The 13,089-nt window shown below is 68.6% G+C and carries 15 protein-coding genes; 11 read left to right on the top strand and 4 right to left on the bottom strand.

The window, feature by feature from the left end:
* Positions 1 to 42: 42 nt before the first annotated feature.
* From ACLBW1_RS07860 to ACLBW1_RS07845, 4 genes are read right to left on the bottom strand one after another with little or no spacing between them, the layout of a single operon-like run.
* Entirely contained in the window at positions 43 to 1,200 is a 1,158-nt protein-coding gene (locus tag ACLBW1_RS07860; RefSeq protein WP_447811264.1) for a hypothetical protein, read from the bottom strand.
* Positions 1,197 to 2,024: a phosphatidylserine decarboxylase gene (locus ACLBW1_RS07855; protein WP_447811262.1), complete on the bottom strand. Its 828-nt coding sequence runs from the start codon at positions 2,022 to 2,024 to the stop codon at positions 1,197 to 1,199. Before ACLBW1_RS07855 ends, ACLBW1_RS07860 begins: the two co-directional genes overlap by 4 nt.
* The gene (locus ACLBW1_RS07850; RefSeq protein WP_447811261.1) at positions 1,988 to 2,203 is read right to left on the bottom strand and encodes a serine/threonine protein phosphatase; all 216 of its coding nucleotides are present in this window, start codon (positions 2,201 to 2,203) and stop codon (positions 1,988 to 1,990) included. The genes ACLBW1_RS07855 and ACLBW1_RS07850 overlap by 37 nt, the downstream gene beginning before the upstream one ends.
* Entirely contained in the window at positions 2,200 to 3,432 is a 1,233-nt protein-coding gene (locus ACLBW1_RS07845; RefSeq protein ID WP_447811260.1) for an SDR family oxidoreductase, read from the bottom strand. Before ACLBW1_RS07845 ends, ACLBW1_RS07850 begins: the two co-directional genes overlap by 4 nt.
* Before the next feature lie 232 nt (positions 3,433 to 3,664).
* Here ACLBW1_RS07845 and ACLBW1_RS07840 point away from each other — a divergent pair, with 232 nt between their 5' ends.
* The 11 genes from ACLBW1_RS07840 (at position 3,665) to ACLBW1_RS07790 (ending at position 13,085) form a co-directional block, all read left to right on the top strand.
* Positions 3,665 to 4,351: a response regulator transcription factor gene (locus tag ACLBW1_RS07840; protein ID WP_045823995.1), complete on the top strand. Its 687-nt coding sequence runs from the start codon at positions 3,665 to 3,667 to the stop codon at positions 4,349 to 4,351.
* 34 nt (positions 4,352 to 4,385) lie between these two features.
* Positions 4,386 to 5,795, top strand: a complete 1,410-nt coding sequence (locus tag ACLBW1_RS07835; protein ID WP_447812133.1) for an ATP-binding protein — start codon at positions 4,386 to 4,388, stop codon at positions 5,793 to 5,795.
* Positions 5,796 to 5,978: 183 nt separating this feature from the next.
* On the top strand, positions 5,979 to 7,544 hold the full coding sequence (locus ACLBW1_RS07830; RefSeq protein ID WP_447811259.1) for a trypsin-like peptidase domain-containing protein: 1,566 nt from the start codon (positions 5,979 to 5,981) through the stop codon (positions 7,542 to 7,544).
* Positions 7,544 to 8,203, top strand: coding sequence for a MogA/MoaB family molybdenum cofactor biosynthesis protein (locus ACLBW1_RS07825; RefSeq protein ID WP_447811258.1), 660 nt, complete (start codon positions 7,544 to 7,546; stop codon positions 8,201 to 8,203). Before ACLBW1_RS07830 ends, ACLBW1_RS07825 begins: the two co-directional genes overlap by 1 nt.
* A 10-nt stretch (positions 8,204 to 8,213) precedes the next feature.
* A complete protein-coding gene (locus ACLBW1_RS07820; protein ID WP_447811257.1) occupies positions 8,214 to 8,387 on the top strand; it encodes a hypothetical protein in 174 nt (57 codons plus the stop codon).
* Between the two features lie 375 nt (positions 8,388 to 8,762).
* The gene (locus tag ACLBW1_RS07815; protein ID WP_447811256.1) at positions 8,763 to 9,368 is read left to right on the top strand and encodes an MspA family porin; all 606 of its coding nucleotides are present in this window, start codon (positions 8,763 to 8,765) and stop codon (positions 9,366 to 9,368) included.
* A gap of 73 nt (positions 9,369 to 9,441) precedes the next feature.
* Positions 9,442 to 10,107, top strand: a complete 666-nt coding sequence (locus ACLBW1_RS07810; protein WP_447811254.1) for an MspA family porin — start codon at positions 9,442 to 9,444, stop codon at positions 10,105 to 10,107.
* Positions 10,108 to 10,361: 254 nt separating this feature from the next.
* The gene (locus ACLBW1_RS07805) at positions 10,362 to 10,622 is read left to right on the top strand and encodes a DUF3263 domain-containing protein (RefSeq protein ID WP_447811253.1); all 261 of its coding nucleotides are present in this window, start codon (positions 10,362 to 10,364) and stop codon (positions 10,620 to 10,622) included.
* Positions 10,623 to 10,691: 69 nt separating this feature from the next.
* Positions 10,692 to 11,879 (top strand): sensor histidine kinase, encoded by a 1,188-nt coding sequence (locus ACLBW1_RS07800; protein WP_447811251.1) that lies wholly within the window; start codon positions 10,692 to 10,694, stop codon positions 11,877 to 11,879.
* Between the two features lie 7 nt (positions 11,880 to 11,886).
* A complete protein-coding gene (locus ACLBW1_RS07795; RefSeq protein WP_447811250.1) occupies positions 11,887 to 12,711 on the top strand; it encodes a LytR/AlgR family response regulator transcription factor in 825 nt (274 codons plus the stop codon).
* Positions 12,708 to 13,085: a hypothetical protein gene (locus ACLBW1_RS07790; protein WP_447811248.1), complete on the top strand. Its 378-nt coding sequence runs from the start codon at positions 12,708 to 12,710 to the stop codon at positions 13,083 to 13,085. Before ACLBW1_RS07795 ends, ACLBW1_RS07790 begins: the two co-directional genes overlap by 4 nt.
* Positions 13,086 to 13,089: the final 4 nt, after the last annotated feature.

The following is a 13,089-nucleotide window of genomic DNA, read 5'->3' as shown; positions in this document are numbered from 1 at the left end:
TCGCCACCTGCGATCGTCTCCTGCTGTCCCCGCGCCACCGGCTCACGCCGGGTCCAGGTCCCGGCTGTAGATCCGATATGTCCGGTACGGGCCCATCTCGACGCGCGAGAGGACCGACCCTTTCATCCACTCGCTGTCGTCGAGGACCGGCGCGCCCTCCATCCGCGTGTAACCGCGTTCTTCGATGCGGCGCCACATCTCGACGATGACCTGGGAGGCGACCGACCGGTCGGGGCAGGTCGAGTCGACGAGCATCATGTCGACCCGGACACCGTCCATCAGGCGGGTCCGTTTGGGGCCCTTGACGTACCAGAGCGTCGCGACGTCGCGGACCCAGCGGAACCGGAACCTCGACGCGCGCTCCATCGCCTGGTTCGCATCAGGGATGCCCATGAAGAACGCGACCGGCCTGCCCTGGTACTCCGCCAGCAACGTCAGATGCGGGTCGAGGATCGGCAGCATCATCTTCTGCAGGTCGCGCATCTCGGGTCGCGACAGCGGAGAGAAGCCCCAGAAGTCCCGAAACGTCGTGTTGTACAGCTCGCGGATGATCTCGGTGTCGCGCGCCAGCGTCCGGTATCGCATGCGCCGGAAGGTGATCTCCGACCGAGCACTCACCCGTTCGTAGAGCTGCTTGTGGCGGGCGAACTTCTCGCTGCAGAACATCTGGTACGGCTCGTCGAACCGGTAGCTGTAGAAGTCCTTCATACCCACCAGTCCCCACTTCTCGAACTGTTCTGCGTAGTGGATCGGGTTGTGCGGCATCCCGATCAGGGGCAGACGTGGCTGCGGGTCGACCACGATGCCGGCGCTGTAGAACATCGACGGGCTGAACGGCCCGGCCATGGTGGCGAGCCCGCGCACCGACAGCCACGCCGACGCGGCGTCGAGCAGGTCGGTCGCGACGACGTGGTCGTCGATGGCCTCGTAGAAACCGAAGAATCCCAACGATTCCCCGGTGTACCGGGTGAAGGCGAGGTCGTGGATCGCGACGACACGCCCCACCGGTCGGTCGCCGTCGCGGGCCACGAACGCCTGGAATCGCCGCTCCTGAGCGAGTTCCGGGTTCGGTCGACGCAGGATCGTCAGGTCGATCGGTTCGTCGGGCAGTGCGTGCGGATCGTCGCGGTAGACGGTGCGGTACACCGCGGCGAAATCGTCCCAGTCGCGTGCGGACTGCACCGGGCGGACGGTGATCACGAGTGGACCTCCTGCGGTGTCCGTGCCGAGGTGCGGGGCGTCACGGGCGGCATCTGCGCGACCGACACCGGTGACAGTGCGACCGTGGTCTTGCCCGCGAACACGTATTGCCCCGGGCTGACGGTGATCTCGGCGACGAGGGAGTCGGGGAGGAACACGTCGCACTGCGAGCCGAAACGGATCATCCCGTACTGCTCACCGCGATCGAGGGTGTCGCCGACCTCGACGTGGGCGACGATCCGGTCGACCCACAGGTCGGCGATCTGGGTGACCGTCGCGACCGCGCCGTTCGGGTGCTCCACGCCGATCGTGAGTCGCTCGTTCGCCAGCAGGTAGTCGCAGCCCTCGTCGTATGGGGAGTGGCGGGCGATGAGGTTGGCCCCGACACGTGCCATCGACCGGTTGGAGGGGTCGGCACTGCGGTGTCGGCGGAACACCACCGACCCCGCGATGGGCGAGCGGTTGCGGTGCACCGAGTACTCCGACATGTAGATGCCCACGAGATAGCCACTGGCATCCGGTGATCCGGGCTCGGCGTGCACCGCGTCGGTGAACTCCGAGAGCTCGATGGTGCGGCCCTTCTTCACCGCGAAGGGCACCTGACCGTTCTCGACGCGTTTGACGTAGGTGACGAATCCGTCGGCCGAGGCGACCACCGCACGTGGATCGGTCGGTGGGGTGCGCTGCGGGTCACGGAAGAAGAACCGCAGACGCCAGTAGACGACCGCTCCCACGAACGCCGCCGCCGCGGCCACGACGCCGACGAGCCACCGACGCAGGGTGGTCGTCAATGCGATCGGCCCTCGTCCATCGAGGCTGCCCATGACACATACCTTTCGAGCAGGGGTGACCCCACTCGGCGAGGGAGCAGTCCGATGCCCGCGCAGGCGAGGTAGAAACCCACCGAGTACGTGGCGTTGACGAGCTCCCCGGCGAGCGGGGTGTCGGACAGACGCACCGACACGGGTTCGACCCGCCGGGTGCGTCCACCGTCGTGGGTCATGCGGAGGCGGCCATGTCCTTGAGCTTGACCGTGCTGAAGTACAGCTCGAACAGGCGGCGGTGGTCGCACCACGTCGCGTCGTGGTCGGCGGGCAGGATCGCCTCGGGCTTGTGCACCTTGCGCATCAGGATGTCGATGTTGTCACCGAGCATCGTCTGGGCGAACCGCGTGCCGACGAGATCGGCGACCTTGCCGAAGAACTCGTCCCAGGTGACCAGCTCCAGTCCCAGCAGATCGGCGTAGAGACCGTGGTCGTAGTCCTCGGGATTGCTCGGCAGGAGGCGTGTCATCGGCTGCTCGGAGGTGGCGTTGCGCGCCATCACCTCGCAGATGACGTCTACGGGTACGTAGTTCATGCCGGGTCCGTCCCAGATGGCGCCGACGGCGATGGCGACCTCGACGATGCGCCAGAAGCTGTATGCCCGACCGGGATCGAGTCCACGCTGGGTGCTGCCCAGGATGTAGGGCGCCTCGCACAGCGTCACCGAGTAGGTGTCGGACTGCGACAGCCACCCGAGCAGCGCGGCGTTCACCCACTTCATCTGTGCGTAGCCGGAATACCACCACGAGTCGGCGCGTCGGAAGTCCTCGGGCCGCTGGTAGAGGTGCGCGCCGATGCTGCCCACGTACGTGACGTGCTTGCGGGTGTGGGTGATCGAGAACTCGAGGGTGCGCAGGAGGCTGATGAACCAGTCCTGCCGCAGGTCGAGGTAGCTCGAGACGTAGTCGGTGGAGCTCGCGCAGTTGTAGACCAGGCCCACGTCGTCGGCGAGCTCGAGGTAGCGCTCCTTGACGAGGCCGAAGCGGCGTTCGGTGACGTTGCCCTCCACGAACACGACCTTCGCGGTGTTCGCCGAGATCTCGTACTGGTCGAGTGTCTCCTGCAGTCGCTGCTCCACCGTCTGGGTGTCGGTCGGCCGGATCATCGCGTAGACGCGGGTGATCGACGGGTCGCGGGTGAGGGTGCCGATGAGGTGGGCGCCCAGGAACCCGTTGGCGCCGAGGATGAGTGCGGTGTCGCGACGCGGTGCGGGCATCGTCGCGACGCGCTTGCGGGTCTCCTCGTCGATGGTCGGCCGCAGCGCGGTCGGGTCGCCGGTGCTGAGCGCGACGACGTCGGCGTACTTGCCGTTGAAGCGCAGCCCCCGACATTCCGAGGTGATCAACGCGTCCGCGTGCGGCCAGATCGGACGCAGCGACTCTCCCGGAACTCCCACCCCTGTTGCCATGATCCCCGAACCCTTCATCTCCGACTGTACGAACGAGTACGGACGCTAGGGGTTCGGGACGTGGCTTCGAGGCGAAGTGTGCGAGGTTTGTGAGCTTCCACAGATGCGTACATGACAGACGTTGAGTACATCCGATTCGGTGATCGCGCGAAGCAGTTGCGCGCATCAACCTTCTCGCGTCGATGCGACGTGTCTCAGCGAGGTCTCAGCAGTTCACGTCACACTGGTGCGTATGCGCATCCTGGTGGTGGACGACGACCGCGCGGTCCGTGAGTCCCTTCGCCGTTCCCTGTCGTTCAACGGCTACACCGTGGAGACCGCCGGTGACGGGGTCGAGGCGCTCGAGCAGATCGCGTCGACCCGTCCCGACGCCGTCGTCCTCGACGTGATGATGCCCCGTCTCGACGGCCTCGAGGTCTGTCGACGACTCCGCAGCACCGGCGACGACCTGCCGATCCTGGTCCTCACCGCCCGCGACAGCGTCTCCGAACGGGTGTCGGGCCTCGACGCCGGCGCCGACGACTACCTGCCGAAGCCGTTCGCGCTCGAGGAGCTCCTGGCCCGACTCCGCGCGCTGATGCGCCGGGCCGGCGGCGAGGTCGACGCCGACTCCGAGGCCATGACCTTCTCCGACCTCACCATGGACCCCGTGACCCGCGACGTCAGCCGGGGTGAACGGTCGATCAGCCTCACCCGCACCGAGTTCGCGCTGCTGGAGATGTTGATGGCCAACCCGCGTCGCGTGCTCACGCGCAGCCGCATCCTCGAGGAGGTGTGGGGCTACGACTTCCCGACGTCGGGCAACGCGCTCGAGGTCTATGTCGGTTATCTGCGGCGCAAGACCGAGGCCGACGGGGAACCGCGTCTGATCCACACCGTGCGCGGCATCGGTTACGTGCTCCGCGAGACACCGCCGTGAGCGGGACGCATCGGTGACCTCAGGCCACGGGCGGATGCGCGACGCCACCGCGCTCACCCGCTCCATCTCGTTGCGACTGCGCGTCACCCTGCTCGCCGCGACCGTCGTCGGCATCGCGGTCGCGGTGATGGCGGTCAGCGCCTACGCGGTGGTCTACCGCGCCATGTACGCCGACGTCGACGCCCAGTTGCTCAACCGCGCCGACGGCATCACCCAGCTGGCCCGCTATGGCGTGCTCGACGACTCGCCCGAGAGCCTGGTGGCCGGCACGCTGTTCTCCACCGACATGTCGGTCGCGCTGGTGCTGCCCAACGGCCGCGCCTTCCAGATCGGTGACGTGCCGTACGGCCCCACCGAGAAGGCGGTGGTGGCCGGTGACAGCGGGACCTCCTCGACCCTGCGGACGGTTGACAACCAGCGTGTGATGGCGCGCAAGCTGGTCGACGGCAACACCCTGATCATGTCGCAGAGTCTGGGCCCGACCGACAAGGTGCTGGGCCGCCTCGCGTGGGTGCTCGCGATCGTCGGGGGGTGCGGTGTCATCCTCGCCGCCGTCGCCGGCACCACCGTCGCGCGCGCCGGTCTGCGCCCGGTCGCCCGCCTCACCCAGGCCGCCGAACGCGTCGCCCGCACCGACGATCTCAATCCCATCACCGTGACCGGTAGCGACGAGCTCGCCCGTCTCACACAGAGTTTCAACCTCATGCTGCGTGCGCTGGCCGAATCGCGGGACCGACAATCGAGACTGGTGGCCGACGCAGGGCACGAACTGCGCACCCCTCTCACGTCGTTGCGTACCAACCTCGAGTTGTTGATCGCGAGCAGCGCCCCCGGCGCACGGGCCCTCCCCGAGGCCGACATGGCCGACCTGCGTGCCGACGTGATGGCGCAGATCGAGGAGATGTCCACCCTGGTCGGCGATCTCGTCGACCTCGCGCGCGACGACGCGCCGCAGGTGGTGCACGAGGAGGTCGATCTGTCCGAGGTCCTCGAGCGTTCTCTGGAGCGGGTCCGGCGGCGGCGCAACGACGTCGACTTCGCGGTCTCGATCACGCCGTGGTTCGTGTTCGGTGAGTCCAACGGCCTGTCGCGCGCGGTGCTCAACGTGCTCGACAACGCCGCGAAGTGGAGTCCCCGCGACCGGCCGGTGGTCGTGACCCTGCGGCCGATCGGCCCCGACCGCGTGGAACTGGCCGTCGGTGACGCCGGACCGGGCATCCCGCCGGAGGACCGTGAGCTCGTGTTCGACCGCTTCTACCGGTCGACCGCCGCCCGCTCGATGCCCGGATCCGGGCTCGGGCTCGCGATCGTGCATCAGGTGGTGAGCAAACACGGGGGCACCGTCGTCGCCGGTGAGTCCGACATGGGCGGCGCCCTGATCCGCATGGAACTCCCGGGCCGTCCGACGCCCCTCGAGTCCGCGCCGCTCGAACCGTCGCGCTGAAACCCGCGCGTGTCGCACGCGTTCTCAAAGGAAACCGGGGGCTGGGGTCTCAGTCCCCTCTCAGGACGGTCGCGCACCGTTAGGGTCGAGCAGTCAGATATCGCGCGCAGCCGCGACGGACACGGGTCCGCAGCGCGGCGCCACGCCACACGGCGACACGACCACGATTGGGGCATCGAAGGCATGACCGACAGCCAGCACGGGTCGGAATCGGGACAGGGATCGACGCCGGGGGACCGGTCGTCGTCCGAGTCCGGTTCCCCCGATCAGCACGGTTCGACCAGCCCCGCATCCGATCAGTACGGGTCGGGCCGGTATGACTCGGGTCAGCGGTACGACTCTGGCGATCAATACGGGTCGGGCAACCAGTCCGGGTCGGGTCAGCAGTACGGATCGGGCCAGCACGAGGCGGGCGCGTCCGGCACCCAGTCCTTCGGGTCGGGGCAGTACGGCTCGGATCAACACGGGTCGGGACAGCAGTACGGCTCGGATCAGTACGGGTCCGGCCAGTACGGCTCCGGCCAGTACGGATCGGACCAGTACGGCTCGGGTGGCCAGCACGGTCACGGGCAGCAGGGCGCAGGTCCGGCCTATTACCCCGCCGCTCCCTACGGTGGCTCGTCGTACCCGGCGACCCAGACGGCGACGCGCGGCGGTTCGCGCGTCGGTGTGGTGATCCTCGTGGTGGTGCTGTGCGCACTGGCCGGCGGCATCGGTGGTGTCGTCGGCGCCGGGTTGGAGAACTCGACGTCGAGATCGGTGTCCGGCGGTGTCGTCAGCGGTCCACGCGACAACTCCCAGCCCGCCGCGGCGGCGGTCGGCTCGGTGCAAGAGGTGGCGGCCAAGGTGCTGCCGTCGGTCGTCTCGATCGACGTGCGCATCGGCAACCGCGAGGGTGAGGGCTCGGGCATCGTGCTGAGCCAGGACGGCTACATCCTCACCAACAACCACGTCGTCACCGCCGAATCGTCGGGTACCGGTCAGCTCACCGTCAGCTACAACGACGGCTCCACCTCCGGTGCCACCGTCGTCGGCGCCGACCCGATCTCCGACATCGCCGTCATCAAGGCCTCGAAGAGCGGACTGACCCCGATCACCCTCGGGCAGTCCGGGAACCTCGCGGTCGGTCAGAGCGTGATCGCCGTCGGTTCGCCGCTGGGTCTGGCCGGCACCGTCACCACCGGCATCATCAGCTCGTTGAACCGGCCGGTGTCCACCCAGGGCGAGGACAACAGCACCGCGTCGGTGATCGACGCGATCCAGACCGACGCCGCCATCAACCCGGGTAACTCCGGTGGCGCGCTGGTCAACGCCAACGGTGCGCTGATCGGCGTCAACACCGCCATCGCGAGCCTGTCCGACAGTGCCGGCGCGCAGGCGGGCAGCATCGGGCTCGGTTTCGCCATCCCGATCGATCAGGCCATGCGCGTCGCACAGGAACTCCAGCAGACCGGTCGCGCGACGCAGGCCGGCCTGGGGGTGTCGGTGCAGTCGGCGTCGGCCAACGCCCAGACCCCCGGTGCCCAGCTCTCCGCGGTCACCCCCGGCGGCGCGGCGGCGAAGGCGGGTATCCCGTCCGGCGCCGTGGTCACCAAGGTCAACGACCGCGTCATCGCCTCGGGCGACGCCCTCGTCGCGGCCATCCGGTCGCACGCACCCGGCGACCAGGTCGCCATCACGTTCACCGTCAACGGCGCCAGCCGCACGGTGAACGTCACCCTCGACACCCTCGACACCGGAGGCCGCTGATGCGCACCATCGACACCGACACCCCCGCCACCGACGGCGGAGTGCTGCGGATCCTGCCCTCGGTACACAGCAGTACTGTCATCCCCGAGACCAGTCAGGATGTGGCGGCGGCAGATGTCGCGGCCGCTCGCCTGGCGGCCGACGCGAGAGGACAGAAGATGAACGCGGTGAGCCTGGAGTCGCAGGAGCTCGGTCGCGCGCTGGTCGTCGTGGTCGACGACCGTGCCGCCCACGGTGAGGACCAGACCCTGATCGGACCCCTCGTCGGTGAGCTGCTCACCGAGGCGGGATTCCACGTCGACGCCACGGTCGCCGTCTCGGCTGACGAGGTCGAGATCCGCAACGCCCTGAACACCGCGGTCATCGGTGGCGTCGACCTCGTGGTGTCGGTCGGCGGTGTGGGCGTACGTCCCCGCGACGTGACCCCCGAGGCCACCGCGGGTCTGCTCGACCGCAGCCTGCCCGGCATCGAGGAGGCCGTGCGCAGTTCCGGTCTCGCCGCCGGTGCCGCCGACGCCGGGCTGTCCCGCGGCGTGGCGGGCATGTCGGGTCAGACCCTGGTGGTCAACCTGGCCAGCTCGCGGGCCGCGGTCCGCGACGGCATGGCGACGGTGACCCCGTTGGCCAAGCACATCATCGAATCGATCACCGAGTTCTGAGGTCGCGGGCGTGACCGATGGCGACGAGTGGGAACGACGTCGGCGAGTCGCCGAGGTCTTCGGTGACGACCTCCCCGCGGTGACGACGGACGAGGCTTCGGTGTCGAGTGATCGAGATCACCAGGCGGCACGCTCGGCCGACGACCGTTGGCTCCTGGACAACCGCCCCCCGCATCACGGCTGAGGCTCCCCTTCGCAGGTGGACGCGTTCTGCACGGCAACGTCCGACATGTCGGTTCCGGGCTCCCTGATCAGACCGGTTGCCCGACCGTGACCCATTGCTTTTCCGACACGGTTGGGTGCATGTGTTGTCGCGGTACGGCGGTACCGCTAACCTCCCCGGAAGACGACGCACCACGCCGACCTCGGGGGGTGCGCAGTCGTGCAGGACGATCACGTGGATCAGGTCGGCGCGGTCAGAGGGCGAAATTTACCTGTCGGTAACTCTTCGCAATCTGCCTGTTAACGATCCGCGACACCATTCTGCAGAACCGTCAGGTCACTCCGGGCTAACATTTCGATGTCGTCGGGATAAACGCACTTCCTTGAGAGGGAACGAATGAGCAAGATGAGCAACTCCGGCCTCCGCCGCGTGATCGGTGCGAGTGCCGTCGCCGCGGTTGCCGCCGTCGGTCTGGCCAGCATGGGCGCAGGTAACGCTGCTGCCGGCCCTCTTCCCGGAGGTACGAAGACCACCGTCGGCATCGACGGGACCGCGGTCACGATCTCGCGCACCGCCGAGAGCGCGTACCCCGTCGCATCGGTCGCCAACAACGGCGCGGGCCGTTCGGCCGAGGTCTCGGCCAACGTGTTCGCCCGGGTCAAGGGCAACGCGACGGGCATCCTCACCACCGGCTACATCGTCGGCTGCCAGATCGACATCACCGGCCTCACCGGTGGACTGTCGGGCAGCCTGAACATCGTCGGTGGCGGCACCGTCGCCGGCAGCATCAGCGTCCCGCTGAAGCCCGGCCAGGCCGTCAAGACGCCGATCCGCGTGAAGAACATCAAGTCGGGCGTCTCGGCGATCCAGTACAAGCGCTACGAGATCGCGGTGCAGCAGTGCGGCGGCTATGCCTCCGCCCGCGCCTACACCGAGGTCCAGCTGACCGGCGACTACTACATCAAGTCGACCCTGTACGGCAACGTCTTCAGCATCGGCTGACGCAGCAGATAATCCGCCCTCACTCTCCATTCTTTATCTGCCGCAAGCAGACTGACTTCCGCTAAGGGGAATCATGAACAACACCAAGATGCGCTACGTGGCCGCGGCCGCGAGCATCGCCTCGGTCACGGCCGTGGGCCTGGCCAGCATGGGCGCGGGCGCTGCCGCCGCGGCCTCGCTGCCCGGCGCATTCACCTCCACCACGCTCGTCGACGGCACCAAGGTGACCGTGGAGCTCAAGAACCAGTCGTACGGCGTCCAGCGTTCGACGGTCGCACTGCCGACAAGCCGTAACGTCACGGTCTCGGGCCAGGTCATCGTCACCATCGGCGGCAAGGCCGTCGGCGCGAACGTGCTCGCCGGCTACCTCGTCGGCTGCCAGCTGAGCTTCAGCTCCAACGGCGGCATCGACGGCGGCGCCGACATCGATCTGACCAACCAGACGACCCCGGTCGTCCCGGACGACGACTCGACGAACGGTGCCACCGGCGCCTTCGCCATCGCCCCCGGACAGGCCGCCTACGTGCCGATCGTCGACACCACCGACGAAGACGGCAACAAGGTCAACTCGTTCTCGATCACCGGCAAGCGCGGCGGTATCGCCTACAGCGGCGAGCGCTTCTCGGTCGACGCGTGCGCCGGCTACGCCTCGGCCAAGCCGAAGATCGTCGTCACCGTCTCGACCGACGCCGTCGACGGCGTCGTGACCCTGTACGGCAAGCAGTTCAACCTCTTCTGATCTGCTGATCTGACAGTTCTCCCGACACAGGGGGAGTGGCCTTCGGGCCGCTCCCCCTGTGTTGCGTCCGGGGCATGTGCGCCTACTCGTCATCGAGGGTTCGGCACGGTGTCACACGGTCTCTCTACAGTTGGGCGCGTCGGTGCGCGAATTGGTGGCGCGCCTCACCTTTCGCATGCACAATGATCTGGTTGTCCACGCGGGGGCGTGGCATCGACACACTTTCCTGCGATGGACGAAACGGGGTGACCGACATGACTGTTGACACCGACATGGGCCGAGCGACCGGCCAGTTCGACGACGACCGACTGGTGCAGTTCGAGCTGGGCTGGTTCCAGCGGGGCGGCGGTCCCTCGGAGGCGATCCGCGCGCAGTTCGGGCTCGGCGACGTCGAGTTCTTCACCCGCCTGCGGTCGCAGCTCGACTCGGGCGACACCGGTGCCCTCCCGCCACGCGTGGCCGAACAGATGCGCGCGGTGTGCCGCAAGCGTCTGTGGCTGGCGCGCGCGAGCTGACTGTCCCCGCTCCACATCCGCCCGGCCCTGCGATGATGACGGGATGACCGGTCCGGGGCGCCGCCACTGATGTCCGCCCTCGCGTGGGTGGGAGTGATCGTGGCGGTGCTCGCCGCGGTGGCGGTGGTCGCGGTGCTGCGGACCCGCACCCGACCCACCCTCACCACACCCACCGAACGGGCGGTGCACGCCACCCTGCACACGGCGTCGCTGGCCGCCGCCCCGCTCCGCGAGGGGCTGACCACCGAATCGGCGGTGCTGGCCGCGCCGCATCTGCGCACACTGATCGCCGCCGATGCGGTCGGTGTCGCCGATGCCGACGGCGCGGTCCTGGTGTGGGACGGCCCGCACGACGTCCTCGCCGGGCGGTTCGCCGACGCGGCGGTCCGCTGTGTGGCCGATGGTCGGCGCATCCTCATCACCTCGGGTCTCGGCGAGACCGGTGTCCGCGCACTCGTCGTCGAACCCCTCGTCGGCACCGAGGTGCTCGGGGTGCTCGGCGTCGCCACCCGCACCGCACCGGGTCCGGGTGCCCTGTCGGCGATCACCGACGTGGCCCGATACGCGGGCAGTCAGATCCAGCTCGCCGAACTCGACGCCTCCCGCGCGCGACTCGACCGTGCCGAGGTCCGCGCCCTTTGCGCACAGATCAGCCCGCACTTCATCTACAACGCGCTGAGCACCGTGGCGTCGTTCGTCCGCACCGATCCCGAGCGGGCACGCGAACTCATCCTCGAGTTCGCCGACTTCACCCGCTACTCGTTCCGCGCGGCGGGGGAGTACACGGTTCTGGCCGACGAACTGCGCAACATCGACCGTTACCTCACCCTCGAGCGCGCCCGGTTCGGGGAGACCCTGAACGTCCGACTCCAGGTGGCGCCCGAGGTGCTCAACGTCGTCCTACCGTTCCTCGCCCTGCAACCCCTCGTCGAGAACGCCGTCCGGCACGGGATCTCGGGCACTTCCGCCGGCGGCACGGTGAGCATCGTCGCCGACGACGAGGGTGCCGACTGCGTGATCAGCGTGGAGGACGACGGCGTCGGCATGGACCCCGAGATGCTGCGTTCCGGGCTCGACGGGGTGACCGCGCCGGGCTCCGGCGTCGCCGAGACCGCGCATGTCGGGCTGGCCAACGTCGACGACCGTCTGCGGGCGGCCTTCGGCGACGACTACGGTCTCGTCGTCGAGACCGCCCCCGGCGCAGGGACGAAGGTCAGCATGCGTGTGCCGAAGTTCCGTCCCGGGATCACCGTGTGATGGCAGCATGGCTCCTGCCGTGACCCAGATCCCCGATTTCGCCGCGTCGCCACCACGTGGTGGGCTGACCGTCCTCGCCGTCGACGACGAACTCCCCGCACTCGACGAACTCGAATATGCGCTCCTGCACACCGATCCGGTGACCACGGTGCTCACCGCCTCCGACGCGACGACCGCGCTGCGGCTCATCACCGATTCCCCCACACCCATCGACGCGGTGTTCCTCGACATCAACATGCCAGGACTCGACGGCCTCGAACTCGCGCGGGTACTCGGCGCGTTCGCCGATCCACCGTCGGTGGTCTTCGTGACCGCGCACGACGACCGCGCGGTGCGCGCCTTCGATCTCGGTGCGGTCGACTACCTCCTCAAACCGCTGCGCACCGAACGTCTCGCCGAGGCCGTCCGCAGGGTCGTCGACCACCGCACCGCGCCGTCGCCCTTCCCCGGGTCGACCGATGCCCGCGACACCGACGAGGTGCTCGCCGTCGAGATCGCCGGCATCACCACCCTTGTACCGCGCTCGGAGGTGCGGTGGGCCGAGGCCGTCGGCGACTACGCGCGCCTGCACACCGATCGCGACGCCCATCTCGTGCGCACACCGTTGACCACGCTCGAGAACCGTTGGCAACACGTCGGATTCGTGCGTGTCCACCGTTCGTACCTGGTGCACCTGCCGTCGGTGACCGGGATCCGTACCGCCGGTTCGCAGACGGTGGTGTGCCTGCGCCCCGTCGGCGACGCCCCGGCCGTCGAACTCCCGGTCAGTCGGCGACACACCCGCGAACTCAAGGACCGACTCGTCGGCGGCCGCTCGCCGGGACACCGGTGACCGGTCCCCGCGACCGTCGCCCGCCACCGCGCGAAAGGGTCGTCCTCGCCCAACGTCGAGGTGCCCGGCGGGTGCGCAGTCGCGTCGAGGTGCAGGAGCAGACCGAGATCGGCGACGCCTTCGTGCGCGGCCTGATCCGCGCGCAACTCGGACTCGCCCTGCGCGTCGGTGGTGTGGCCGCGACGGCGCTCGCCGCGCTGCCCGTCCTGTTCCTGCTCATCCCGTCCATCGCCGACATCACCGTGGCCGGGATCGGGCTGCCCTGGCTGATCCTCGGTGCGGTCGTGTACCCGGTGTTGTTCGCCGCGTGCCGGTTCTACGTCCGCCGCGCCGACCGCAACGAACAGGAGTTCGTCGACCTCGTCGACGACTGACGGC

Source organism: Williamsia sp. M5A3_1d (assembly GCF_053345315.1).
This window is presented reverse-complemented; position numbering and strand designations above follow the sequence as displayed.